The 23,695-nt window shown below is 68.0% G+C and carries 21 protein-coding genes; 10 read left to right on the top strand and 11 right to left on the bottom strand.

Annotation, left to right across the window (positions count from 1 at the left end; all coding sequences use genetic code 11):
• Window positions 1-136 precede the first annotated feature (136 nt).
• Window positions 137-886, top strand: coding sequence for an SDR family NAD(P)-dependent oxidoreductase (locus ACAM51_RS09040; protein ID WP_218339708.1), 750 nt, complete (start codon window positions 137-139; stop codon window positions 884-886).
• A 30-nt stretch (window positions 887-916) separates the two neighbouring features.
• Here ACAM51_RS09040 and ACAM51_RS09035 read toward each other — a convergent pair whose 3' ends face one another.
• Complete coding sequence (locus ACAM51_RS09035) at window positions 917-1,951, bottom strand: LLM class flavin-dependent oxidoreductase (RefSeq protein WP_218296092.1); 1,035 nt, start codon at window positions 1,949-1,951, stop codon at window positions 917-919.
• Between the two features lie 199 nt (window positions 1,952-2,150).
• Here ACAM51_RS09035 and ACAM51_RS09030 point away from each other — a divergent pair, with 199 nt between their 5' ends.
• Both ACAM51_RS09030 and ACAM51_RS09025 read left to right on the top strand, forming a co-directional pair.
• A complete protein-coding gene (locus ACAM51_RS09030) occupies window positions 2,151-2,636 on the top strand; it encodes a CZB domain-containing protein (RefSeq protein WP_218296091.1) in 486 nt (161 codons plus the stop codon).
• Window positions 2,637-2,977: 341 nt separating this feature from the next.
• Window positions 2,978-3,730: a M48 family metallopeptidase gene (locus tag ACAM51_RS09025; RefSeq protein ID WP_218296090.1), complete on the top strand. Its 753-nt coding sequence runs from the start codon at window positions 2,978-2,980 to the stop codon at window positions 3,728-3,730.
• A gap of 139 nt (window positions 3,731-3,869) precedes the next feature.
• Here the strand turns inward: ACAM51_RS09025 and ruvC are convergent, their stop codons facing one another.
• The 4 genes from ruvC to ACAM51_RS09005 all read right to left on the bottom strand — a co-directional run bounded on the left by ruvC (window position 3,870) and on the right by ACAM51_RS09005 (window position 7,287).
• Window positions 3,870-4,418: a crossover junction endodeoxyribonuclease RuvC gene (gene ruvC, locus ACAM51_RS09020; RefSeq protein ID WP_218339705.1), complete on the bottom strand. Its 549-nt coding sequence runs from the start codon at window positions 4,416-4,418 to the stop codon at window positions 3,870-3,872.
• Between the two features lie 61 nt (window positions 4,419-4,479).
• Entirely contained in the window at window positions 4,480-5,472 is a 993-nt protein-coding gene (locus ACAM51_RS09015; protein WP_218296088.1) for a phosphatidate cytidylyltransferase, read from the bottom strand.
• Window positions 5,473-5,533: 61 nt separating this feature from the next.
• Complete coding sequence (locus tag ACAM51_RS09010) at window positions 5,534-6,295, bottom strand: 1-acyl-sn-glycerol-3-phosphate acyltransferase (protein ID WP_218339704.1); 762 nt, start codon at window positions 6,293-6,295, stop codon at window positions 5,534-5,536.
• A gap of 80 nt (window positions 6,296-6,375) precedes the next feature.
• Window positions 6,376-7,287, bottom strand: a complete 912-nt coding sequence (locus ACAM51_RS09005) for a helix-turn-helix domain-containing protein (RefSeq protein ID WP_255591037.1) — start codon at window positions 7,285-7,287, stop codon at window positions 6,376-6,378.
• A gap of 76 nt (window positions 7,288-7,363) precedes the next feature.
• Here ACAM51_RS09005 and ACAM51_RS09000 point away from each other — a divergent pair, with 76 nt between their 5' ends.
• Window positions 7,364-8,797 carry a cytochrome P450 gene (locus ACAM51_RS09000; protein ID WP_369643339.1) on the top strand — a complete coding sequence of 478 codons (1,434 nt, stop codon included), beginning with the start codon at window positions 7,364-7,366 and terminating at the stop codon, window positions 8,795-8,797.
• 67 nt (window positions 8,798-8,864) lie between these two features.
• Here the strand turns inward: ACAM51_RS09000 and mtgA are convergent, their stop codons facing one another.
• The 5 genes from mtgA to ACAM51_RS08975 form a co-directional block, all read right to left on the bottom strand.
• Window positions 8,865-9,599: a monofunctional biosynthetic peptidoglycan transglycosylase gene (gene mtgA, locus ACAM51_RS08995; RefSeq protein WP_218296084.1), complete on the bottom strand. Its 735-nt coding sequence runs from the start codon at window positions 9,597-9,599 to the stop codon at window positions 8,865-8,867.
• 29 nt (window positions 9,600-9,628) lie between these two features.
• Window positions 9,629-10,477: a shikimate dehydrogenase gene (aroE, locus tag ACAM51_RS08990; RefSeq protein WP_369643338.1), complete on the bottom strand. Its 849-nt coding sequence runs from the start codon at window positions 10,475-10,477 to the stop codon at window positions 9,629-9,631.
• 120 nt (window positions 10,478-10,597) lie between these two features.
• Window positions 10,598-11,458, bottom strand: a complete 861-nt coding sequence (locus ACAM51_RS08985; protein ID WP_218296082.1) for a TonB family protein — start codon at window positions 11,456-11,458, stop codon at window positions 10,598-10,600.
• 79 nt (window positions 11,459-11,537) lie between these two features.
• A complete protein-coding gene (locus tag ACAM51_RS08980) occupies window positions 11,538-13,613 on the bottom strand; it encodes a ribonuclease catalytic domain-containing protein (protein ID WP_218339700.1) in 2,076 nt (691 codons plus the stop codon).
• Window positions 13,614-13,649: 36 nt separating this feature from the next.
• Window positions 13,650-14,411, bottom strand: a complete 762-nt coding sequence (locus tag ACAM51_RS08975; RefSeq protein ID WP_218296080.1) for a metallophosphoesterase — start codon at window positions 14,409-14,411, stop codon at window positions 13,650-13,652.
• 175 nt (window positions 14,412-14,586) lie between these two features.
• On the opposite strand from ACAM51_RS08975, the gene ACAM51_RS08970 reads away from it, so the two are divergent.
• On the top strand, window positions 14,587-16,164 hold the full coding sequence (locus tag ACAM51_RS08970) for a Wzy polymerase domain-containing protein (RefSeq protein ID WP_218296079.1): 1,578 nt from the start codon (window positions 14,587-14,589) through the stop codon (window positions 16,162-16,164).
• 27 nt (window positions 16,165-16,191) lie between these two features.
• Here ACAM51_RS08970 and ACAM51_RS08965 read toward each other — a convergent pair whose 3' ends face one another.
• On the bottom strand, window positions 16,192-16,776 hold the full coding sequence (locus tag ACAM51_RS08965; protein WP_218339699.1) for a YqiA/YcfP family alpha/beta fold hydrolase: 585 nt from the start codon (window positions 16,774-16,776) through the stop codon (window positions 16,192-16,194).
• 112 nt (window positions 16,777-16,888) lie between these two features.
• Between ACAM51_RS08965 and ACAM51_RS08960 the strand changes: the two genes are divergently transcribed.
• The 5 genes from ACAM51_RS08960 to ACAM51_RS08940 all read left to right on the top strand — a co-directional run bounded on the left by ACAM51_RS08960 (window position 16,889) and on the right by ACAM51_RS08940 (window position 23,618).
• Window positions 16,889-19,327, top strand: a complete 2,439-nt coding sequence (locus ACAM51_RS08960; protein ID WP_218339698.1) for a serine/threonine protein kinase — start codon at window positions 16,889-16,891, stop codon at window positions 19,325-19,327.
• A 45-nt stretch (window positions 19,328-19,372) separates the two neighbouring features.
• Window positions 19,373-20,545: a rod shape-determining protein RodA gene (gene rodA / locus ACAM51_RS08955; RefSeq protein ID WP_218296076.1), complete on the top strand. Its 1,173-nt coding sequence runs from the start codon at window positions 19,373-19,375 to the stop codon at window positions 20,543-20,545.
• 144 nt (window positions 20,546-20,689) lie between these two features.
• Window positions 20,690-21,028: a YegP family protein gene (locus ACAM51_RS08950; RefSeq protein WP_218296075.1), complete on the top strand. Its 339-nt coding sequence runs from the start codon at window positions 20,690-20,692 to the stop codon at window positions 21,026-21,028.
• Window positions 21,029-21,111: 83 nt separating this feature from the next.
• Window positions 21,112-22,596: a metalloprotease TldD gene (gene tldD, locus ACAM51_RS08945; RefSeq protein ID WP_218296074.1), complete on the top strand. Its 1,485-nt coding sequence runs from the start codon at window positions 21,112-21,114 to the stop codon at window positions 22,594-22,596.
• An 11-nt stretch (window positions 22,597-22,607) separates the two neighbouring features.
• The gene (locus tag ACAM51_RS08940) at window positions 22,608-23,618 is read left to right on the top strand and encodes a sialate O-acetylesterase (protein ID WP_369643337.1); all 1,011 of its coding nucleotides are present in this window, start codon (window positions 22,608-22,610) and stop codon (window positions 23,616-23,618) included.
• Window positions 23,619-23,695: the final 77 nt, after the last annotated feature.

Below are 23,695 nucleotides of genomic sequence, written 5' to 3'. Positions count from 1 at the left end.
GCCACTTGCCGCGCCGTGGGTCCCGCTGTCGGAGGCGTGATCCAGGTCAAGGCGCCGGCACCCCGGGCGCGCAGAATGAAAAAAACGGACCTGTGGCATCGGGTTGCAGGTGTTCTGAATGAACCAGGAGTCTTTCATGCTGAAGAACAAGGTGGCGTTGGTCACGGGGGCATCGTCGGGCATCGGGCGTGCCATTGCGCTCGTGTGGGCGCGCGAAGGCGCCAAGGTCGTGGTGTCGGATGTGAACGTGCCAGCGGGCGAGGAAACGGCTGCGCTGGTGCGTGCGGCGGGCGGCGACGCCATTTTTGTGGCCGCCGACGTGGGCAAGCCCGCAGACTGCGAAACTCTGGTCAACCGCACGGTTGCCCACTATGGCCGTCTGGACGTTGCCTGCAACAACGCTGGCATCGGCGGCCCGCAGGCACCCACGGCCGACTATCCGCTGGAGGGCTGGGCGCAGGTCATCAACATCAACCTGTCGGGCGTGTTCTACGGCATGAAGTACCAGATCGCGGCCATGCTCAAGAATGGCGGTGGCGCCATCATCAACATGGCGTCCATCCTGGGCTCCGTGGGGTTTGCCACGGCGCCGGCCTATACGGCCGCCAAACACGGTGTGGTGGGGTTGACCAAGGCGGCAGCCATTGAGTACGGTGCCCATGGCGTGCGCATCAATGCCGTGGGGCCCGCCTTTATCCACACGCCGATGATCAGCGGTCTGGAGCAGGACGCAGGCGTCAATGCCATGCTGGTGGGCGCGCACCCCATCGGCCGCCTGGGGCAGCCCGAAGAGGTGGCCGAGCTGGTGGCTTGGCTGGCATCCGCCAAGGCGTCATTTGTGACCGGGGCGTATTACCCGGTGGATGGCGGATATCTGGCGCGGTGAAGCCTGGGCGACAGGGGGGTGTGTGGTGATTCAGGCTGGCAGAGGCAGGCCTGTGGCCCGAAGAGTGCCGTGGGCCTGCGCCGCGATGTCCAGCGAGCGCAGCCGCAGCGCCGGGTCGTACACGTCGCTCACCAGCATGAGCTCATCGGCGCCCGTGGCCTCGCTCAGTTGCTCCAGGCCTGCTCGCACGGTGTCCGGCCCGCCGATGACGGCGGCGGCCAGAAAGTCTCCGATGGCCGCACGTTCCTGCGGCTGCAGGCGCGCGGCGTAGTTTTCGATGGGTGGCAGCAGGCGGCGGCGGTCGCCCGTCAGGATGCCCAGCACCCGCTGGTAGGTGCTGCTGGCCAGGAACTCCGCTTCCTCGTCCGTGGGCGCTGCAATCAGGGGCACCCCGATCGCCACATAGGGCTTGGGCCAGGCGGCGGACGGGCGGTACAGGTTGCGGTACAGGTCGATGGCCTGGTGCAGCAGGCGCGGCGCGAAGTGCGAGGCAAAGGCATAGGGCAGGCCGCGCTCCGCCGCCAGTTGCGCCGAGAACAGGCTGGAGCCCAGCAGCCAGATGGGCACATTGGTGCCTGCGCCGGGCATCGCGATCAGGCGCTGGTTGGGTTCTGCCGGTGCCAGCAGGCGCTGCAGCTCGGCCACGTCCTGCGGAAAGTCGTCGGCCGTCTCCACCCGGCTGCGGCGCAATGCGCGCATGGTGGTGGGGTCGGTGCCCGGCGCGCGGCCCAGGCCCAGGTCGATGCGGCCGGGGTACAGCTCGGCCAGCGTGCCGAAGGCCTCGGCCACCACCAGCGGCGCGTGGTTGGGCAGCATGACGCCGCCCGAGCCCACGCGGATGCGCGAAGTGCCCCCCGCTATGTGCCCCACCAGCACGGCGGTGGCCGAGCTGGCGATGCCCGCCATGTTGTGGTGCTCCGCCAGCCAGTAGCGGGCAAAGCCCAGTTTTTCGGCGTGCTGCGCGGTGCGCAGGGCAATCTGCAGCGCGTCGGCGACGGTGCCGCCTTCGCGGACGGCGACCAGGTCGAGCATGGACAGGGCGGGGCGGGTGGCGGTGGAAGTCATGGGTGCATTGTCCGGCGGCCACCACATTCGTGCAGGCCGGGTGCCAGAGCTGGCAGCGGCTGAAGGGTTGCCCTGGGCCGCGTGCGCGGAGAGGCGATTTTTTGGTAGCCAAAAATGCGCCGCACCCACAAAATGTTTCAAGGCATTTCTGCCGGGACGATTTCCGGTTTCCCGCACGAGGCCTTTACTGGGACCAAGCATGGGTTTTTTCAGCCGCCTGTTCAAGATCCGGGAGCAAGACCCTGCCAGCCCCGACACCACCTGGGCCATGGAAGACAACGGCAGCGAGCTGGTGCTGGACGCCGAATACGCCTCCATGCTGATGACCGAGATCGACATCGACGCGGCCATCGCCAGCCACGAGCGCTGGCGCCTGCAGCTGCAGGACATGGTCAATGGCCGCTCGCAGGAGGTCATGCGGCCCGACCGCATCTGCCAGGACGACCGCTGCGACCTGGGCCGCTGGCTCTACGGCACGGGGCGCGTGCGGTTGGGGCACTTTCCGGCGTTCGACATGCTGGTGGCGCGGCACAAATACTTCCACCAGCAGGCGGCCGATGTCGTGACCCTGTTCCAGGCGGGGGAGCAGCAAAAGGCCGTGCAGTTGCTCAACGGAAGCTGCCGCCACGCATCCAACCAGGTGCTGCTGCTGCTCAAGGAGCTCAAGCGGGGCCTGGGGCGCTGAATCCCGGGGGCAGCCGCATGACTGGGCGCGGCACAGCGGCTGACCAATACCGTCGAATGCTATGTTTTGTGCAGCGTGATGTGATTGACCAGTAAGCGCCTGGAGCGTTTTTTTCACATTCCCGGCTGTTCTGGCACGGCAATGGCTGCGGCCATCAGCGCCGCCGCGCCCGCCGCCAGCATCGGCACACAGTTCTTACATCTGCAGACATCGCCAGGGGCCGGAAACGGCACTGGCGTGGCTATCCTTCGGCGCGCGCCCACCACTGCTTGCGGTTGGTTGCGCAAAAAAACAATCAGACCAAGATCAATCAACTGACTGACGTCAGAGAGGGAACCCCGATGGACCGCCGTAAATTGTTGACGCTCGTGACCCTGGCTTCCGGCGTGAGCGCCGTATCGCCCGTGTGGGCGCAGTTCGACCTGGGCAAGATGCTGGATGCGGGCAAGGACCTCGCCAAGTCCGAAAGCCTGTCGGACGAGGAACTCAAGAGCACGTTCGACCAGATGTCCGCCGAGATGGACCGCCAGAACAAGGTGGCCCCCGCAGGCAACCCCTACGCGACCCGCCTCACCAAACTCACCTCGGGCCTGGGCACGCACGACGGCCTCAAGATGAATTTCAAGGTCTACCTCACGCCCGAGATCAACGCCTTCGCCATGGCCAACGGCACGATCCGCGTGTATTCGGGCCTCATGGACAAGTTCACCGACGACGAGGTGCGCTACGTGATCGGCCACGAGATCGGCCACGTCAAGGCCGGCCACACCAAGGCCCGCATCCAGACCGCCCTGCGCACCAGCGCGCTGCGCAACGCCGTGGCGTCGAGCAACGGCAAGGCCGGTGCCATCGCCAGCTCGCAGCTGGGTGACCTGTTCGAGAAGGTGGTACGCGCCCAGCACTCGCAAGGCAACGAGCGCGAGGCCGATGACTACGCCATGGGCTTCATGAAGGCCAAGCGCTACCAGCCCGCGGCCTGCGTGACGGCCCTGGAAAAGCTCGCCGCCATGTCGGGCGGGGATTCCACCAGCTTCCTGTCCACGCACCCTTCGCCCAAGGAGCGTGCCGACCGGCTCAAGACCCAGGTGGCCTGACCCTGTCATTGCCGCAGAAACCCTGGTGGGGCTATACCGCGCCTTCGGGCGCGGTATTTTTTTGCCTGTGGCACGCCGGCATTCCGGCGGGTGGCCGGGCGAAGCCGCAGCGGGGCGCCGTCTTGCGGGCGCCCGGGGGTCAGTAGCTGCGCCCGCCCTTGTACATCGCATGCTGGCGCCGGTTGAGCGTGGCCGCTTCCCCCAGCCGCCCCATGGCCGCACCGGCATGCGCGTGGGTGATGGCCATGCCCAGGCCGTCGGCCGCATCGGTGCCCGGCAGGCCGGGCAGGCACAGCAGGCGGCGCACCATCTCCTGCACCTGGCTCTTGGCCGCGCGGCCATGGCCGACCACGGCCTTCTTCATCTGCAGCGCGGTGTATTCGGCCACGGGCAGGTTGCTGGCCACCAGGGCCGTGATGCAGGCGCCGCGCGCCTGGCCCAGCAGCAGGGTGGACTGCGGATTGACGTTGACGAACACGATCTCGACCGAGGCCACATCGGGCTCGTAGCGCGCGGCCACTTCGGTGATGCCGTCGAACAGGATCTTCAGGCGCCCGGGCAGGTCACCCAGCGCCAGCGTGGTGGTGCGGATGGTGCCGCTGGCCACGTAGCTGAGCTGGTGGCCGTCCATGTCCACCACGCCGAAGCCGGTGGTCTGCAGGCCGGGGTCGATGCCGAGAATGCGCATTTGCTATTTATTTGATAGCTACCAGCGCTTGTTGGTAAAATGCTGGCGGCCGATTTTATTGTCAGAGGCCGAAGTACCAGCGCACCGAATGGAAGAACACCGGCGCCGCGAAGCACAGGGCGTCCACCCGGTCGAGCAGGCCGCCCGCGCCGGTGACGGACATGCCCTGCATGCCCCAGCTCGTGATGCCACGGTCGCGCTTGAGCGCCTTCATCACCAGGTGCCCCAGGCTGCCCGCCACGCAGGCCAGCAGCGCCATGCCCAGCGCCTGCCCGGGCTTGAAGGGCGTGATGAAGGTGAGCAGCGTGCCCACCAGCCCGCCCACGCCCACGCCCGCCAGCCAGCTCGCCCACTGGAAGCTCTGGCTGACCTGCGGCGCCACGGGCTTGTGCGGAAAGCGCCGGCCCAGGAGATGCTGCACCACCATGCAGGTCTGCACCACGAAGACGAGGAAGAACACCAGGAAAGCGCCCTTGTCGCGGTAGCCCGGAAAGTCGAGCAGCAGCAGCGCGGGCACATGGCTCATGCCGTACACGCAGACCATGATGCCCCACTGCAGCTTGGCGTTGCGCTCCAGGAACCGCTGCGGGTCGTTGGCCAGCGCGCTCACCACGGGCAGGGCCAGGAACACGTAGACGGGGATGAACACCGTGAACAGGTCGAAGTGCTTGCTGCCCACGATCCAGAACTGCAGCGGCAGCACCACGAAGAAGGCCAGCACCAGGCTGCGGTGGTCGCCCCGGCGCGTGGGCGAGAGCGTGATGAACTCGCGCAGCGCGAAAAAGCCCACGATCGCGAAGAGCACGGTGGCCACGGTGTCGCCCAGCACCCAGCCCACCCAGAACACGGTGGCCATCATCCACGAGGTCTTGAGCAGGCCCCAGAAGCGCTTGGCCTCCAGCGCGCGCGCCTCGGATTCGGGATCGTCGCCCGCGTGCTCGCGCAGGTTGCGCACGAAGGCCCAGACGGTGACGATGGACAGGATGCCGAACACGACCAGGAACAGGGCCCCGATCTGCTGGGTGGCGGTGAGGTTGCGCAGGAAGTTGTTCATGTCCGTGCCGCCCCCGGGGGCGCGGCGATAGGCGAGGGCAGGGGCTTGGGGATCGTCATGGTCAGACTTCCCGCAGCGCGATCACGGCGCGGCGTGCGCGGTCCAGGAACGGACGGCGTTCTTCACCCGCTTCGAGCTGGACGGGTGCGCCAAAGGTCACGGAACACAGGATGGGCACGGGCACCACTTCGCCCTTGGGCATCACGCGCTGCACGTTGTTGATCCAGGCGGGCACCAGCACCACCTGCGGGAACATCTGCGCCAGCTTGAACAGGCCCGACTTGAACGGCTGCGGCTCGTCGCCATGGCCGCGCGTGCCCTCGGGGAAGATCACGATGGAGTCGCCGCTCTCCAGCGCGCGCACCAGCGGCGCCAGCGGGTCCGACTCGGGCAGCGCGGCGCGCAGCGCCTCGGGGCTGGGCGGGCGGGGCGGGGCTTCGGGCGAGGGGTCGGGGCCGCCGGCCATGGCGGTGTCGGCATCGGCCGGGGCCGCGGGCGCGCCCCCGGGCTCCGCCGCCACAGCCGCGGTCGGCCGCGCGGGCGTGGCCTGCCGGTCCACATAGACGGCGTTGAACACGGCCGTGGTGATCCATTGCCGCAAGGGCGTCTTGGTCCAGTAGTCCTTGGCCGCGATGGGGCGGGTGATGCTGCGCAGCTCCTCGGGCAGCGCGGCCCAGATCAGCACCATGTCGGCATGGCTCTGGTGGTTGGCGAAGTAGATACGCTGTTCGGCCTTGGGCGGGCAGCCATACCAGCGGGCCTGGGAGCCGGTGAGAAACCGCACGATCCCCAGCAGAAAAAGACTCATCAACTTGGCAAGCATGGCGGGGATGATACGTGGCGTGCGCCCTGCGGCGTGCGCCGCCGTGGCGGACTGCGGGCGGGCGGCCACCCCCGCTGCACCTACACCCAGATGCGGTACGCCCAGAACGCTTCGTCGCCGTAGATGCCGTCATACAGTGCCTGCGGTGCGTAGCCGGTGACGCGCCGGGTGACGCGGCACAGGTGCGACTGGTCCGAGAAACCTGCGCCCGCCGCCACATCGGCCCATTTCACCGTGCCGTGGACAGCCTCGGCCGCGATGGTGTCGAAGAACGCCTGCTCGGCCTTGCCGAAGCCGCGCAGCTCGCGCAGCGGCAGCCCTGCCCAGCGCTTGATGCGGCGCTCCAGCTGGCGCAGGCTGCGGCCTGGGGCGGACACGGCGGCGCGTTGCGCGAGGTGCATGGCCCAGTCGCCATAGCGCTGCGCCTGCAGCGCTTGGGCGGGGCGGCAGGCTTGCCAGCGGGGCTCCAGAAATGCTTCCAGGCACGCCATGCGGGCCGCGTCGTCGGGCTGGTGCTGCACGGCTTCGCACATCGCGATCCAGTCGGACGGCAGCACGGTTTGCGCGTCCACCATGCGGTCGGTCAGCGTCTCGGGCTCCAGGCCGATGAGCTGGTGCAGCGCATCGGGCATGAACATCACCATCATGGCGTGGGTGGGATGGGCGCAATAGCTGGTGCTGGGCCGAGTGTGCGGGCCCGTCAGCACCCAGCGACCGGGGTAGGCCTCGCGCGGGCTGTGCAGGCCGGGCATGGTGTCGGGGCGCTCGGGCACCAGGCATTCGCTGCGACCCTCAAACCACCAGCTCAGACTGCACAGGGGCGTGGCCGGAAAGCGGTTGATGCGTTGCTCGTCACGGAGCGCGTAGCCCAGCGTGCTGCGCACCATGGCACCGCGCAGGCAGGCCGACAGGCTGGCGCGCGGCAGCCACAGCTGGCCCGAGGGGATCAGCCCCTGTGGATGCCGTGCGGAAGGTGGGACCAGGGTTGCCATGGGGCGCGAGTGTAGGCCAGGGGCGATGTCGAATTCGTTCAATACCCGGCGGCTGCTGCATTGCACCATGCACGGCATGAACACCACGACCACCACTCCCGCCGCGACCGCTCCGATACCCCCCGCCACCGCCCAGGCCGCACGGCCTGGCGGCCCTGCCCGCCGCTGGTGGGGGCTGCCCCTGCTGCGCGACATGCGCGCCGACTACCTGGGCTTTGTCGTGCGGCTGCAGCGCCGCCATGGCGACCTCACCCGCATGCGCCTGGTTCATGAGGATGCATGGGACCTCATGTCGCCCGAGCTGGTGCGCGAGGCGCTGGTCACCCATGCCGACCAGCTGATCCGCTGGGAGCGCGGCATTGCCGTGTTCGAGCAGGTGTTCGGCCAGAGCGTGCTGGTCACCGAGGGCGACACCTGGCAGCGCCAGCGCCGCATGCTGATGCCCGCGTTCAGCCCCAGGCGCGTGGCGGGCTATGCGCAACTGATGACCGATGCCGCCCGCAGCGCGCTCGATGCCGCCGTGCCCGCCGGCCAGGCCGAGGCGCTGGTGCCCATGGACACACTGTGGACCGGCGTGGCGATGGACGTGATCCTGCGCACGCTGTTCAGCGAGTCGGCAAAGGCCGATGCGCGCGACGCCGCCTGGGCCACGCAGACGCTGTCGGAGACGGCGTTCCGCGAAATGTTCATGCCCTTCACGCTGCCCGACTGGCTGCCCCTGCCCGGCAAGTCCGCCAAGCGGCGCGCGCTCAAGGCGCTCCGGGGGCTGGTGCAGCGCCACATCGATGCGCGCAGGCGGGAAGAGGGCGGCCCGGCGGGCGCTCCGCCGCGCACCGACCTGCTGCACATGCTGCTGGCGCTGCGCGACGAATCCACGGGCGAGCCGCTGTCGCCGCAGGAGGTCTTCGACCAGTGCATGGTCAGCTTCCAGGCCGGGCACGAAACCAGCGCCACCACGCTGCTGTGGTGGAGCCGCCTGATGGCCGAACACCCCGAGGCCGCGCAGCGCGCGCAGGCCGAGGTGGACAGCGTGCTGCCCCCGGGCCAGACGCCCGGCCCCGAGCATCTGGCCCGGCTGCCCTTTCTGGCCGCCACGCTCAAGGAGGCGCTGCGCCTGTACCCGCCGATTGCCGCGCTGATGACCCGGCGCACCACCGCGCCCATCACGCTGGGGGGCTTGGCCGTGCCCCAGGGCGCGATGCTGCGCATCACGCCTTGGGTGCTGCACCGGGATGAACGCTGGTTTGCCCAGGCCGACCGGTTCGTGCCCGAGCGTTTTCTGGACGATGCCCCGGCCATCCCCAAGGGTGCATGGATACCGTTCGGCGTGGGCCCGCGCGTGTGCATTGGCCAGCACTTCGCGATGCTGGAGATGACGCTGCTCGCGGCCATGCTGCTGCAGCGCTATCAGCTGCGGTTGCCGGGTGGGGCGCCCGCGTGCGCGCCGAGGCTGCACGTGACCTTGCGGCCTGACGGGCCGGTGATGGTGCGGCTGGCGCGGCGGCGCTAGGCGCGCCGCCCGGGCGGGTGCAGGGCCAGGTGCCCCCAGGCCCTGCGGTGGCGCAGGGCCCGCCCCGTCACGGCAGCTCCGCGCTGCCCATGCGCGCCAGAATCGTCCGCGACCGGCCCGCCAGATACGCGGACCCGGGTGTTTTCTCGAAGCGCTTGGGGGCCGGGAGCATCACCGCCAGGCGCGCGGCCTCGCCGGCGGTGAGTTTGCTGGCGCTCTTGCGAAAGTAGTGCTGCGCGGCCGCCTCGGCGCCGAACACGCCTTCGCCCCACTCCACGCTGTTGAGGTAGATCTCCAGGATGCGCTGCTTGGAGAGCAGTTGCTCCAGCAGCAGCGTCAGCACGAACTCCTGCCCCTTGCGCAGCAGCGTGCGCTCGCCCGAGAGCAGCAGGTTCTTGGCCAGTTGCTGCGTGATGGTCGAGCCGCCCCGGATCTTCGGGGCGCGCACGGGGCGGTCGGGGGCGCGGGCCTGCGCCTTGCTGGCCTGGGCCTCGGCCTTGGCGTTGCGCTCCCAGGCCTTCTCGATGGCCGTCCAGTCCACGCCGTCGTGGCTCACGAAGCCATCGTCTTCCGACGCGATCACGGCGCGCTTGAGCGAGTCCGAGATGCTCGCGTAGGGCACCCATTGCTGGCGCCAGCGCACCTGGCCCGTGCTGGACAGCTGCGCCCAGGCCTCGGAGCGCTGGAAGCTGGTGGATTCCGGGTCGATGGCCACCATGGCCGCGATGCGGACCACGAAGAACAGCTGCAGCGCCACGAAGGCGAGCACCACCAGTCCCAGCCAGCGCAGCACGGCTTTCATCGCAGCGTGTCCTTGTTCCGTGGGTTCAGTCAGAGGGCGGATTGGAGTTCGGCCAGCACCTGCGCCGAGGGCGGGCGCACGCCGCGCCACAGCAGGAACGCTTCGGCGGCCTGCTCCACCAGCATGCCCAGGCCGTCGCGCGGCACGGCGCCGTGGCGCCGGGCCCAGTCCAGAAAACCCTGCGCTGCGGGGCCGTACATCATGTCGTAGGCCAGGCAGCCCGGGCGCAGCACGTGGGCGGGCACCGGCACCTCGGCACCGGCAAGGCTGCTGGCCGTGGCATTGATGATGACATCAAAATTGGCATCTAGCGCTTGTGGGATAAGCGCTAGCAGCTCCGATTTTTGTAGCGATGCGAGCGCGCTGTGCGATTGCACCAGGGCCTGTGCCTTGGCCAGCGTGCGGTTGGCCACGGTGATGTGGCGCGCACCGGCCCGCAGCAGCGGGCCCAGCACGCCCGCAGCGGCGCCACCGGCGCCCACCAGCAGCACATCGCGCCCCGCCAGCGAGATGCCCGCGTTGCGCGTGATGTCGGCCACCAGGCCCAGGCCGTCGGTGTTGTCGGCATAGATGCCGCCGTCGGCGCGGAAGGTCAGGGTGTTGGCCGCACCGGCCAGTTGCACGCGTTCGCTGCATTCGGTGGCGAGACCGGGCGCCTCGGTCTTGAAAGGCACGGTGACATTGCAGCCGCGCCCGCCCTGGGCCGCGAAGTCGCGCACGCCCTGCGCAAAACCATCCCTGGGCACCAGGCGGCGCTCGTAGGCGATGTGCTCGCCCGTCAGTTCGGCGAAGCGGGCGTGGATGGCGGGCGAGCGGCTGTGCGCCACCGGGTTGCCCATCACGCAGTACAGGTCGGGGGCGAGAGGCGAAGGTGTCATGGGAACAACAAGGGCTGCATGCAGGGAGCGGGGTCAGGCCGGGGCTGCCGCGGAACTGGCTTTGCCAGGCGGCTGGCGGCGTCGTCCTGGGGGGAAGGCGCCGCAGGCGACTCAGGGGGGTTACCGAACACTGGTTTCCAGGGTTTGGTCCCGCGTGAACTTGAAGCGCGCCACCATGGCGATCTGGTCGGCCTTCTTGCGCATGTCGGTGCCAAAGGCGCCAAAGGGCCCTGCGGCGCGGGCAATGGCCTCGGCGCGCCGGTCGAGTGTGGTGTTGCCCGAGCCTTGCACCACCTCGGTCTCCAGCACGCGGCCGTCGTGGTTGACGGTGACGATCATCGTGAGCTCGCCGTACAGCTTGCGCCCGCCCTGTTCGGGGAAGTTCTCGGTGCCCTTGTCTTCCACCTTGCGGCGCAGCGTGTCGTAGTAGGCGGCGTAGGCTTCCTCGCGCGTGGCGGGGCTGATGTAGCGCTTCTTGGGGCGCGAGTTTTCTTCGTTGATGCGCTTTTCGATCTCGGCCAGCAGCTTGACGAGCTGGCGCCGCTTTTCCTGCTCGTTGGCCTGCTCGGCGCTCTGGCTGGGCTTGCGCGGGTCGGGCTCGGGCAGGGTGGCCAGCTGCTTGCGCAGCTGGGCCAGCAGCTGCGCCTGCTGCTCCTGCATCGCATCCATCTTGCGCTGCGCTTCCTCGAAATCGTCGCCAATGGCCGTGAGCGCCGAATACGGCAGGGGGCTGGTGGCGCGGCCCTTGTCGGCATCGCCGCCGCCCGCCAGGTTGGTCTGGGCGATGGCCTGGGCCTTGTCGGGGCGCTCGTTGGACTTGGCGTTGACCAGGATGACTTCGAGCGGCGTGTCCTGGAACACGCGGTTGAAGCCTTCGGGGTCGATGAAGCGCACCGAGATCAGAGCGGCGTGCACGGCGATGGACACGCCCAGCGCCAGCTGCAGCGTGCTGAAGGTGCGAAGGAAGGCGGGCAGTTTCATTTCAGGGATGCCCCCGAATCCAACGCGGCCCCCTCGGGGGACCGGGGCCAGACGGGGCCGGGGAGCGTGGGGGCCATGTTCACGGGGTGGGATTATCAGCGGTGGCGGGTTCGGCCTCGTTCACATCCACGGCGATGGCGATGGGCCCCGCCACGGTGTCGTCTTCTTCCTCGGCGTCCTCCACCGGGCCGTCGTCGCTGCTATCGGCCGGGTCGTCCAGGCGCTCGATCACGGTGCCGTGGATGTCCAGGGTGATCTCGTCCACCTCGCCCAGCTTCACCAGGAGGCGCGCGCCGCGCGGCAGGTTCTGCGCGCCCAGCACCGGGAAGACCAGCGGAATGTCGTCCGCCCGCACCAAAAAGCTGCCGCCCGGGCCTTCCTTGAAGACGGTGGCGTTCAGTTCGGTGATGCCGTGCTGCTCTACATATTTGAGCGTCCAGAAGCGTTCCATGCCGGCCTGGTAGCCGTTGTAGGCGCTGTAGGCGCCGTCGAAGCTGCTGATGATGGAGAACAGGTCGGCGTCCTTGGGCTTGAAGGGCGCGGCCAGCGCGGCGGTCTTGCCGTGGCGGGCGCAGGCAATGATCTGCCACTGGTTGACCAGGTCGGTGTAGCGGCGCAGGGGCGATGTGGCCCATGAATACGCCTTCACGCCGATGCCCGCATGCGGCAGTGCCTTGGTGCCCATGCGCACCTTCACGCCCGGCGCCATGCTGGCCTGGCTGCGGTAGATGCCGGGCACGCCCAGCTCGGCCATCCAGCTGCCCCAGGTGCTGTTGGCCACGATCATGGCCTCGGCCACGATGAGGTCGAGCGGCGCGCCGCGCTGGCGCACGCTGATCTGCACTTGTTCATCACCCGTGGGCTCGGCCCCGTTGTTGCCGACCAGGCGGAAGTTGTAGTCCGGCCGGTTGAAGTTCTCGGGCTTGCCGCGCACGACTTCGCGGCGGGCCTTGAGTTCCTTGGCCAGGCGGTGCAAAAATGATAGCTGGGGGCGCAGGTCGGACAAGCGCTGTGGGTCGTTTTGATGCTCGAACGCCGGGTTGGACAGCCATTCTTCGGTCACCACCGCATCGAGCTGGTCGTGGCGCAGGTTGGCGACCACGTGCACGCGCTCGAGCTTGGTCTCGGAGCTCTTGAACTCCAGCGTGGCCTCGTCGATGGTCACGTACAGCGACACGGCCGGGTTGGCGCGGCCCTCGTCCAGCGTGTAGGTCTGCACCACGTCGTCGGGCAGCATGGTGATCTTGTAGCCCGGCATGTACACCGTGGACAGGCGCGCGCGGCCGAGCTGGTCGATGGCGCTGCCCGGCTGGATCGCCAGGCCGGGCGCCGCGATGTGGATGCCCAGCACCACGGTGCCCGTACCCAGGCCCTGCACCGACAGCGCATCGTCGATTTCGGTGGTCTGCGAATCGTCGATGGAATACGCCTGCGCGGGCGACAGCGGCAGCTCGTCCGCAATGGCGGGCGCCGTGACGGCCGGAAAGCCCGTGCCCTTGGGGAAGTTCTCGAACAGAAAGCGCTTCCAGTGGAACTGGTAGGCCGAGTCGATGGCGCCGGCCTTTTGCAGCAGGTCGAGCGGCGCGGTGTGCGTGGCGCGGCTGGCGTCCACCACGGCCTTGTATTCGGGCGCGTTCTTGTCCGGCTTGAACAGAATCTTGTAAAGCTGGTCGCGGATGGGCTGGGGGCACTCACCGCGCCCGAGCGCTGCGGCCCATTCGTCGATCTGCGCGAGGACGGCCTTTTTCTTCTCGATGGCCGCCAGCGCCTGCTGCAGGATCTCGGCCGATGCCTTCTTGAACCGGCCCTTGCCCGCGCGGCGGAAATAGTGGGGCGCGTCGTATAGGCGGAACAGCGCACCGGCCTGCTGGGCCAGCGTGGCGTTGTCGGAGAAATAGTCGCGCGCCAGGTCGGCAAAGCCGAATTCGTCCTCGGGCGCGAATTCCCAGGCCAGGTCCAGCTCGATGGTCTCGGCCACGGCCTGGGCCTGGGCGACCAGCTCGGCGGGAGCAGGTTTCTCGAATTTCAGGAGGAGGTTGGCGGCCTTGACCTTGACCCGTTTGCCCGAGTCGAGCTCGACCTGGGCGGAGGTGTCGGCTTCGGACAGGATACGGCCGGCCATGAACTTGCCGGCTTCTTCAAACAATGCATGCATGGCCGGCATTCTCCCATGGGTGCCGGGCGCCGATTGTCAGATCTCCAGGACCAGTCCGGGAGCGAACGCCTTGTTTTCCACCACGCCCTGGGGCGCGTAGCCCCGTGGATTGGCGACGACGCGCGTGGCGCCGATGGTGTAGTCGAAGCTGTCGTGCACGTGGCCGTGCAGCCACAGGCGGGGTTGCCAGCGCAGGATGCGCTCCTCCAGGTCGGAGACGAAGCAGGCATTGAGCGGCGAGCCGGCGAACTGGCTGGCAATGCTGCCGCGCGCCGGCGCGAAGTGCGTGACGACCACGCTGGGGCCGTCAAACGGCTCGGCAAAACGCTCTTCCAGCCAGGCGACGGACTGGTCGAAGAGCATCTGCGACACCGCGGGGGTGAACGGCTGGGGAAATTCGGGCGCCACGCGGATGCGGGTGAAGTCGCGCACCAGCTCCACGGCCTTGGCCAGGGTCTCGTCGCGTTGCTGCGGCGAGTCAAAAAGCCGGTAGTCCGACCACAGCGTGCACCCCAGGAAACGCACGCCGCCGTGGCGCCACTCGCCACGTTCGAGCACCCGCACGCCGCTGCCCTCGGCATGCGCGCGCAGCTGCGCCATGGTGGTCACGAGGTCCGAGCCGTAGAACTCGTGGTTGCCCGCCACGAAGACCGTGGGCAGTCCCAGCTGCCGTGCCCACGCCATGGCCTGCGCGGGCCGCTGCAGGTCTCCGGCCAGCACCACCACGTCGGCGTCGGGCACGGCAAGGGCCAGGGGCTGCACGGACAGGTGCAGGTCGGAAAGCAGGGCGATTCTCATGGGGTGTGCGAGGAAGTTGCCTGGTGGAGATGTTACCGGCGGCCCGGGAGCGCCCGCCAGGCGGGAGGACGGCAGGGCAGGTGCGGGCAGGCGGCGGCGCGCGGGGTGCGGGGTGCGGGGTGCGAAACCAGCCCCTATGATCCAGGGTCCTTCATGATGGCACGGTTCTATCGACATGCTTTTTGATGCCATTGCCGCACCGCTGGCGTTGCTCGCAGTGGTCTTGCCGTTCCTCTTCGCCTTCACCGACTCCCCGATCTCCAATTTCTGGCCCGTGCTGGTGTCGTGGGTGTGCGTGGCCGTGCTCCTGCTGCTGGGGGCCTGGTCGGTGCACGCGGAGGCACCCCGGCGCGGAGGGCGCGCCTGGTGGGGAATGCTGCTGGCGGGCGGGCTGGGCGCGGCCGCGGTCGTGGCCAGCGCCATCGGACTTGTCCAGTACGTGGCGGGCGATGTGGGCCTGGGCCCCTGGATCCACGCCTCCGTGCCCGGGCAGGCCGTGGGCAATCTGCGCCAGCGCAACCAGCAGGCGACCTTGCTCAGCCTGGGCACATGGGCCTGGCTGTGGTGGGCGCTGCATGCCCGGCCGTCCCACGCAGGGGAACGCGGCGGGGAAGCGCCGGGCCCGGGGCGGTGGCCGCCATCCACCGCGCTCTCGAACGTGCTTGCTGCGGCAGCGCTGGCGGGGATCGCCGTGGGCGAGGCCGCCACGGCGTCGCGGACAGTCGCCGTGCAGTGGCTGCTCATCCTGGGGCTGCTGGTGCTGTGGCGGGGGCCCGGCAGGGGCAGCGCGCTGCGCATGGGCGCGGTCGGGCTTTCGATTTTTCTCGCGGCCGCATGGCTGCTGCCCGAGCTGCTCTGGCAGTTCCAGGGCGTCCGTGCAGATGCGCTGTTCCATCGCTTCACCGATGGCGCGCACGCGTGCACCAGCCGCCGGGTGCTGTGGTCCAACATGTTCACCCTGATCGCGCAAAAGCCCTGGCTGGGCTGGGGCTGGGGGGAGCTGGACTATGCGCACTACATCACGCTGTTCCCCGGCGAGCGCTTTTGCGTGCTGCTGGACAACGCGCACAACCTGCCCCTGCACCTGGCCGTGGAGCTGGGCCTGCCGGCGGCCCTGGCGCTGTGCGGGGCGTTCGTGGCCTGGTGCGTGCACGCCCGGCCTTGGCGCGAGACCGATCCCGCGCGCCAGCTGGCCTGGGGTGCCCTGGCGATCATCGGGCTGCACAGCATGCTGGAGTACCCGCTGTGGTACGGGCCTTTTCAGCTGGTGGCCCTGCTGTCGGTGGCGCTGCTGGCCTGGCCGCGGCGGGCGGCGGGCGGCCCCGCGCGGGGGGCGGGGCTTGCGGGGCTGGTGGGGGCCGTGGCGGTCCTCGCCGTGTGCGGCGTTGCCGCCTGGGACTACCACCGCGTGAGCCAGTTCTACAAGCCCAGCGCGCAAAGGGCCCCGGCGTACCGGGATGACCTGCCTGGCCGGGTGTCCTCTTCCGTGATGTTTGCGAGCCAGCTGGACTTCGCGCGCCTCACCACGATGGCGCTCTCGCGGGACAACGCGCAGCAGATGAATGCCCTGGCCCACGAGCTGCTCCATTACTCTCCCGAGCCCCGCGTCATCGAGGCACTGATCGAAAGCGCCGTGATGCTGGGCAAGGACGATGAAGCCGCGTTCCACATGAAGCGCTACCGCATCGCCTACCCGGACGACCATGCCCGCTGGATGGGGGCGGGTGGCGCCGGGGCGTCCCGCGCCCGCTGAGCACAGGCGCCCGCGTGGCGCTGGTGGTCAGGCCAGGCGCAGGAACTGGGCCACCTGGGGCAGGTGGTCGCTGAAATTGGCGAGGGCGTGTTCGCCCCCCTCCTGCACGATCCGCCGCGCATGCGGGTAGCGCGCCGCCATTTCCCGCCAGTCCAGCACTTCGTCGCCCTTGGCGATGATGGCCATCTCCGGGGCGGCGGGGGGCTGGTCCGAAGTGTCCAGCGCCCGCAGCTCGCCGATGTACTCCGGCTGGAAGTAGAACCGCTGTGCCGGGTCGTGCCAGGAGGTCTGCTCGCCGATGTGGCGCTCCAGGTCGCGCGCCGGGTGGACGGCGGGGTTGAGCATCACGCTGGGGCAGCCCTTGTGGTGCGCCACCCAGCTGGCATAGAAACCGCCGAGCGACGAGCCGACCACCGCCATGGCCGCGCCGGGCCAGTGGGCGATGCCCTGCGCCACCAGCGCCATCGCCGCCCGGGGCGACGGCGGCAGCTGGGGGCACCAGAAGGTGACGCCCGGATGGTGCAGCGCCACGTACGCCGCCATCTGCCGGGCCTTGGCGGACTGGGGAGAGGAGCGAAAGCCGTGCAGGTACAGGAGGTGGGTGGTGGTCATGGAGGGGGAAAACGACAAGGCAGGGGAATCACTGCTGCAAAGGGCGGTGGCCCAGACATAAGATGCGTGGCATGGGCGCCACACGGTGGAGCCCGCAGCCTTGATCCCCACCATGACTGATTTTGCCCCGCTTTCCACCGCCAAACGCTGGGCCCTGGGATCCGCCGAGAAGCCGCCCGCTTCATTGGGGAGGTTCGAGCTGAAAAGGCTTCTGGGCCGGGGCGCCCAGGCCACGGTGTGGCTGGCGCTGGACCCGCGCCTGCAGCGCGAGGTGGCCATCAAGCTCATGCGCCCCGTGCAGGACCAGGACCCGTCGGTGCTCGAACACTGGCTGCGCGAGGCCCGGCACGTGGGGCGCCTCGCGCACCCCTTCATCGTGCCGGTGTTCGAGGCGGACGTGCAGGGCCGCCAGCCCTACATCGTCTTCGAGTACGTGCCGGGCAGGACACTGGCCGAACACATGGCGCAGCAGGGGCGCTGCACGCCCCACGATGCCGTGGCCCTGATGGTGGACGTGCTCGACGGCCTGCAGGCTGCGCACCAGGCGGGCATCGTGCACCGCGACCTCAAGCCGTCCAACATCATGATCGACGCCCAGCGCCACGCCCGGGTCATGGACTTCGGCATGGCGGCGCCCATGCAGGCCACGCCGGATGCCCAGATGGCCAGCGGCACCCCGGCCTACCTGGCGCCCGAGGCCGCGGCGGGCGCGGCGCCCGCGCCCGCCATGGATGTGTATTCCGCGGCGCTGGTGCTGGTGGAGATGCTCACCGGCCATCCGCTGGTCCACCAGAAGGACACCTGGCAGGCGCTGTACCACATCGCCAATGAAGCCCTGCAGCTGCCGCAGGACCTGGGCCCGGGCGTGGACGATGGGCTGCGGGCCATCCTGCAGCGCGCCATGGCCCGCGAGCCGGGCGGGCGCTACGCCTCGGCGGCGGAGTTTCGCGATGCCCTGCGCGCCTGGGCCGCGCCCGCGAGCGCGCCCACGGCGGCCAGCAACGCCACGCTCGACTTCCTGCTGCGGCGCATGCGCCACAAGAGCGATTTCCCGGCGCTCTCCGATTCGGTGGCGCGCATCCAGCGCGTCGCCAACTCCGAGGACGACAGCATCAGCGACCTCACGCACGAGATCCTGAAGGATGTGGCGCTCACCAACAAGCTGCTGCGCCTGGTCAACAGCGTGCACTACGCCCATGCGGGGCGCGGCACGATCAGCACCGTGTCGCGGGCGGTGAGCCTGGTGGGTTTCAACGCCGTGCGCAACATGGCGCTCAGCCTGGTGCTGCTGGACCACATGCAGGACAAGGCCCATGCGAGCCAGATGCGCGAGGAGTTCCTGCGCGCCATGATGGCCGGCTCGGTGGCGGCCGAACTGTGCGCATCGGCCCAGGCGGCCGAGGAGGCTTTCATCGGGGCCATGTTCCAGAACCTGGGGCGCATGCTGTGCGAGTTCTATTTTCCGGAAGAGGCGCGGCAGGTGCGCAGCCTGCTGGCGTCGGGCCGCGTGGAAGGCGGCGAAGAAGCCGCCGCGCTGCAGGTGCTGGGCCTGGGGTTCGAGGACCTGGGTGTGGGCGTGGCCCGCGTCTGGGGGCTGCCCGAGAGCCTGCAGCGTTGCATGCGAAAGCCCCTGGGCTCGCCGATGCAGCGCGCCCCGGAGCAGGGGGTGGAGCGCCTGCGGTGGGTGGCCATGGCGGCCAACGAGGTGGCCAGCACGCTGCTGCTGAGCGAGCCGGCCGCGCTGGAAGGGCGCCTTGGCCAGATCGGCACGCGCTATTCGCGCACGCTGGCGTTGTCCGCCGACGCGATCTCCGATGCCACCCTGCGTGCCCGCCACAAGCTGGTGGCGCTGGCCGAGGCGCTGGACCTGCGCGTGGACCCGGGCACGCCCGCCGCGCGGCTGCTGAAGCTGCCGCCCCCGACGGGTGCCGCCATGCCGCAGGACGACCCCCTGGGCTCGCACGAGCTGCGGGCCAGCGAAACCCAGCCGCTGCCCGCGGTGCTCGAGTCCCAGGCCGGCGGCGCGGTGTCGGTGGCGCAGGTCAACGAGGTGCTGGCCGCGGGCATCCAGGATGTCACCAACGCCATGGTCGAGAGCTTTCAGCTCAACGACGTGCTGCGCATGATCCTGGAGACCATGTTTCGCGCGCTGGGGTTCCGGCGCATGGTGTTTTGCCTGCGCGAGGCGCGCACCGACCTGCTGACCGGCCGCTTCGGCCTGGGCGAAGGCAGCGAGGCCGCCGTGCGCGCCATGAAAGTGCCGCTCAAGGCCCAGGGAGATCTGTTCGCCGCTGTCTGCCTGCGCGGCGCCGACACGCTCATCAACGACGCGACCGAGCCCAGGATGCAGTCCCGCCTGCCCGAGTGGTACCGCACGGGGCTCAACGCACCCTCGTTCCTGCTGCTTCCGCTGCAGATCAAGGGCCAGACCTTCGCGCTCATCTACGCCGACCAGTCCATGGCCGGGGGCATCGTCGTGGACGACAAGGCCCTCGGGCTGCTGCGCACCCTGCGCAACCAGGCGGTGATGGCCTTTCGCCAGGCGGGGTGAACGCCGCCTGGTGCGGGCGGGCCCCGGGGCCACGATAATCCCGCGATGGCCGTTGTTTTTGAGAAACCCACGCTCGCCCAGCGTTTTCTTCCCCTGTTTCGCGGGTTCGACCTGCCGCTGCTCCTGGTGGTGGTGCTGCTGGCATGCGCCGGGCTGCTGGCCATGTATTCGTCGGGCTACGACCACGGCACGCGCTTCATGGACCATGGGCGCAACATGCTCATCGCGGGGGCGATCCTGTTCATGGTGGCCCAGGTGCCGCCGCAGAAGATCATGGTGTTCGCCGTGCCGCTGTATGCGGCGGGCGTGGCGCTGCTCGTGGCGGTGGCGCTGTTCGGCATCACCAAAAAAGGCGCGCAGCGCTGGGTCAACGTCGGTATCGTCATCCAGCCCAGCGAAATCCTGAAAATTGCCATGCCGCTGATGCTCGCGTGGTGGTTCCAGAAGCGGGAAGGGACCCTGCGCCCGCTCGACTTTGCCGCTGCGGGGCTGCTGCTGGCCCTGCCCGTGGGGCTGATCATGAAGCAGCCCGACCTGGGCACCTCGCTGCTGGTGCTGGCGGCGGGGCTGTCGGTGATTTTCTTCGCGGGCCTGTCCTGGAAACTGGTGCTTCCGCCGGTGCTGCTGGGAGGCATTGGCGTGCTGGCGCTGGTGCTCCTGGGCGACCAGCTGTGCGCGGACGGCGTGCGCTGGTCGGTGCTGCATGACTACCAGCAGCAGCGCATCTGCACCCTGCTGGACCCGACGCGCGATCCGCTGGGCAAGGGATTCCACATCATCCAAGGCATGATCGCCATCGGCTCCGGGGGCATGTGGGGCAAGGGCTTCATGGCGGGCACGCAGACGCACCTGGAGTTCATCCCGGAGCGCACCACCGACTTCATCTTTGCCGCGTTTTCCGAGGAATTCGGCCTGGCGGGCAACCTTTTCCTGCTGGTCTGCTTCCTGATGCTGGTCTGGCGCGGGCTGTCGATCGCCGCGGGGGCCACGAGCCTGTTCGGGCGCCTCATGGCCGGGGCGGTCTCCATGATCTTCTTCACCTACGCCTTCGTGAACATGGGCATGGTCAGCGGAATACTGCCCGTGGTGGGCGTGCCACTGCCCTTCATCAGCTATGGCGGCACCGCCATGGTCACGCTGGGCCTGGCACTGGGCATCCTGATGTCGGTCGCCCGCGCCCAGAAGCAGGAACCCAAGGACGCGCGTCCCGCGCTGTAGCGCACCGCGCCGGGGCGGCGTGGCCCCGGATGAATCTTGGCAAGGCCCAGGGTCTCTGCCCGGGCGTTGCGTGGGCCGCCGCAAGAGGGTACAAACCGGCAGGCCAACTGTGCCTTGGCCTCAGAGCAACCGAAGGGATTCCCCATGGCGGCGAAGTTCGAGCTGAAGAAGTCGAAGAACGATAAATTTGTCTTCAACCTGCTGGCCACCAACGGCCAGGTGATCCTGACCAGCGAGCTGTACGAATCCCGGGCCAGCGCGCTGGGCGGGATTGAGGCCGTGCGCAAGAACGCGCCCGAGGGCGGCCGGTTCGGACGCCTGAGCGCCAAGGACGGATCCCCTTACTTCACGCTCAAGGCGGGCAATGGCCAGGTCATCGGGCAAAGCCAGATGTACTCCGGCGCCAAGGCGCGGGATGCGGGCATCGAATCCGTGCAGGCGCACGCCCCGCAGGCCGGCCTGGACGATCAGACGGCAGCCTGAGCATCGGGGCGGCCGCGTGATGCGGCATAGGGACATACCGCCTCGTGCCCTGCCGGGCATGGCCGCGCGCCTAAAATGCCCCGATGACTTCCCGCTCCACCACTGCCGCGCCCCAGCGCGCGGCCACCAGCCAGCGCATCGACGTCGCTCGCGAACTGCTGCTGACCCCCTTCGGGCTCGATGAGAGCCATCTCGCACGGGCATTGGCCGAGATCCGCACCCACCAGGTGGACGATGCGGACCTGTACTTCCAGTACACGCGCAGCGAGGGCTGGAGCCTGGAAGAGGGCATCGTCAAGACGGGCTCCTTCAGCATCGACCAGGGGGTGGGGGTGCGGGCGGTCAGCGGGGAAAAGACGGCGTTTGCCTACTCGGACGACATCTCGCAGGCTTCCTTGATGGATGCGGCCCGCACGGTACGATCCATTTCGTCTGCAGCGCAGGCGGGGAAAGCGCGGGTAGCTACTAAAAAGATAGCTGCTGGCCGCAGCCTGTACCCCGGCGTGGACCCGATCGCCTCCCTGGACAGCACCGCCAAGGTGGCGCTGCTCGAGAAGCTGGAACAGCGCGCGCGCGCGAAGGACCCGCGCGTGGCGCAGGTGATGGCGGGCCTGGCCAGCGAATACGACGTGGTGCTGGTGGCCCGGGCCGACGGTACGCTGGCGGCCGATGTGCGCCCCCTGGTGCGCCTGTCGGTGACGGTGATCGCCGAGCAGAACGGCCGCCGCGAGATGGGGTCCGCTGGCGGCGGTGGCCGCTTCGGCCTGGCCTACTTCGACGACGAGCAGATGGGCCGCTACGTGGACGAAGCGGTCCATGCCGCGCTGGTGAACCTGGAGTCCCGCCCCGCGCCTGCTGGCGAAATGACCGTGGTGCTGGGCCCTGGCTGGCCCGGCATCCTGCTGCACGAGGCCATCGGCCATGGGCTGGAAGGCGACTTCAACCGCAAGGGCTCCAGCGCATTCAGCGGGCGGATCGGCCAGCGCGTGGCGGCCAAGGGCGTCACGGTGCTGGACGACGGCACCATCGCCGACCGCCGCGGCTCGCTCAACGTGGACGACGAAGGCCACGCCAGCCAGCGCAACGTGCTCATCGAGGACGGCATCCTCAAGGGCTACATCCAGGATTCCCTCAACGCACGCCTGATGGGCGTGGCGCCCACCGGCAACGGCCGTCGCGAGAGCTACGCCCACATCCCCATGCCGCGCATGACCAACACCTACATGCTGGGCGGCGACAAGGATCCCCAGGAGATCGTGGCCAGTATCAAGAAAGGCCTGTTCGCGAGCAACTTCGGCGGCGGCCAGGTGGACATCACTTCGGGCAAGTTCGTGTTCTCCGCCAGCGAGGCCTACTGGGTCGAGAACGGCAAGATCCTCTACCCCGTGAAGGGCGCCACCATCATCGGCAGCGGCCCCGAGTCGCTCAAGAAGGTGACCATGATCGGCAACGACATGCGCCTGGACAGCGGCGTGGGCACCTGCGGCAAGGAAGGCCAGAGCGTACCCGTGGGCGTCGGCCAGCCTACCTTGCGCATCGAGGGGCTGACGGTGGGCGGCACGGCCTGAAGAAGGCGGATGTGAAAGTTGGTGTGGCATTCCGGCAACTCACTCTTCGCCTGTTGGGCAGTATGGTCTGCCTGTGGGGTTTGGCATGCGCTAGCAGCAGCAGTTTCGCTCAGCAATGTCTGGCGGTAGATGCCAACCCAATGGTTCCAACTCGCAAGCTTTTTGTCATCGCAGGACAATCCAACGCGGTCGGCTTGGCGTCAGTCAGAGACATCATCAGTGGCCCCAATAATTACGTTCAGGAAGATAGCGTTTTTCCGAACGTGAAGATCTACGGAATCTTCAATGCAGGGCCGGGAATTGCCGGCATGGACGATGCAATACATTCCAGCACCGTAAATTGGAGCCGTTTTGCGACGTGGCAGCTAGCGCGGCCGGGCTTCGGTTACAAAAACGTGGCCCATGTGCCCCAGTATTTCCCCCCGGGTACTGGTGCACAAGACATGTTTGGACCTGAGCTGTATTTTGCACGCTACCTGAATGATCGGCCTCCGAAGGACCACTACATTGTAAAACTGGCTGTTTCAAATACTTCGCTAAACCCAACGGCCAATGCTGACAGCTGGTCTCCGGGGGGGCGATTATATAAAGAGCTTATGAAAATGATTGCCGAAGCTCACAATTCCAAGAGGGCGGAAGTGAATTTGAAGGTGGCTGGTGTTTTTTTTATGCAAGGCGAAACCGATGCAATGCATAAAGAATGGGCAAGAAATTATGAAAAAAATCTCAAGGAATTTATCCGGCGTTTCCGAGAAGATGTTCAAAGTATGAACTGTGCAGAGACAAAAGATGTCCCAGTCGTGCTTGGAAGAATTCAAAAAAATTCTGCGTGGGTGCATGCAGAAATCGTGCGGCTTGCCCAGCAAAAGGCGGCTCGAGGCGTGCCGCATGTCAGTATCGTAAATACGGATGATTTTTCAGAATGGCTTGACAAAAGTGGATTGCACTTCAATGAGTATGGTCAGGCCATCCTCGGCAAGAGAGTTTATCAAGCCTTTTTCTCTTCCTTGTCAAAATTCTGAGTAAACGGGAAATTCGAGAAATTCATGTGTGATTGATGTTTTTCGATTTTACGAGTAGATAAGATTATTTTTGTGGG

Origin of the sequence: Acidovorax sp. A79 (genome assembly GCF_041154505.1) — a bacterium.
Lineage (GTDB): Bacteria > Pseudomonadota > Gammaproteobacteria > Burkholderiales > Burkholderiaceae_C > Acidovorax.
Note: the sequence above shows the minus strand (reverse complement) of the source record. Positions and strands in the feature narration are given on the sequence as shown.

Excerpts from the sequence above, each read along its gene's own strand:
- ACAM51_RS09040 (WP_218339708.1), top strand. The coding sequence starts at position 137 with ATGCTGAAGAACAAGGTGGCGTTGGTCACGGGGGCATCGTCGGGCATC.
- ACAM51_RS09010 (WP_218339704.1), bottom strand. The coding sequence starts at position 6,295 with ATGCTTGCCAAGTTGATGAGTCTTTTTCTGCTGGGGATCGTGCGGTTT.
- ACAM51_RS09005 (WP_255591037.1), bottom strand. The coding sequence starts at position 7,287 with ATGGCAACCCTGGTCCCACCTTCCGCACGGCATCCACAGGGGCTGATC.
- ACAM51_RS08965 (WP_218339699.1), bottom strand. The coding sequence starts at position 16,776 with ATGACCACCACCCACCTCCTGTACCTGCACGGCTTTCGCTCCTCTCCC.
- ACAM51_RS08970 (WP_218296079.1), top strand. The coding sequence starts at position 14,587 with ATGCTTTTTGATGCCATTGCCGCACCGCTGGCGTTGCTCGCAGTGGTC.
- ACAM51_RS09015 (WP_218296088.1), bottom strand. The coding sequence starts at position 5,472 with ATGAACAACTTCCTGCGCAACCTCACCGCCACCCAGCAGATCGGGGCC.
- ACAM51_RS08975 (WP_218296080.1), bottom strand. The coding sequence starts at position 14,411 with ATGAGAATCGCCCTGCTTTCCGACCTGCACCTGTCCGTGCAGCCCCTG.
- rodA (WP_218296076.1), top strand. The coding sequence starts at position 19,373 with ATGGCCGTTGTTTTTGAGAAACCCACGCTCGCCCAGCGTTTTCTTCCC.
- ACAM51_RS08980 (WP_218339700.1), bottom strand. The coding sequence starts at position 13,613 with ATGCATGCATTGTTTGAAGAAGCCGGCAAGTTCATGGCCGGCCGTATC.
- ruvC (WP_218339705.1), bottom strand. The coding sequence starts at position 4,418 with ATGCGCATTCTCGGCATCGACCCCGGCCTGCAGACCACCGGCTTCGGC.
- tldD (WP_218296074.1), top strand. The coding sequence starts at position 21,112 with ATGACTTCCCGCTCCACCACTGCCGCGCCCCAGCGCGCGGCCACCAGC.
- aroE (WP_369643338.1), bottom strand. The coding sequence starts at position 10,477 with ATGACACCTTCGCCTCTCGCCCCCGACCTGTACTGCGTGATGGGCAAC.
- mtgA (WP_218296084.1), bottom strand. The coding sequence starts at position 9,599 with ATGAAAGCCGTGCTGCGCTGGCTGGGACTGGTGGTGCTCGCCTTCGTG.
- ACAM51_RS09025 (WP_218296090.1), top strand. The coding sequence starts at position 2,978 with ATGGACCGCCGTAAATTGTTGACGCTCGTGACCCTGGCTTCCGGCGTG.
- ACAM51_RS08960 (WP_218339698.1), top strand. The coding sequence starts at position 16,889 with ATGACTGATTTTGCCCCGCTTTCCACCGCCAAACGCTGGGCCCTGGGA.
- ACAM51_RS09035 (WP_218296092.1), bottom strand. The coding sequence starts at position 1,951 with ATGACTTCCACCGCCACCCGCCCCGCCCTGTCCATGCTCGACCTGGTC.
- ACAM51_RS08950 (WP_218296075.1), top strand. The coding sequence starts at position 20,690 with ATGGCGGCGAAGTTCGAGCTGAAGAAGTCGAAGAACGATAAATTTGTC.
- ACAM51_RS08985 (WP_218296082.1), bottom strand. The coding sequence starts at position 11,458 with ATGAAACTGCCCGCCTTCCTTCGCACCTTCAGCACGCTGCAGCTGGCG.
- ACAM51_RS09030 (WP_218296091.1), top strand. The coding sequence starts at position 2,151 with ATGGGTTTTTTCAGCCGCCTGTTCAAGATCCGGGAGCAAGACCCTGCC.
- ACAM51_RS09000 (WP_369643339.1), top strand. The coding sequence starts at position 7,364 with ATGAACACCACGACCACCACTCCCGCCGCGACCGCTCCGATACCCCCC.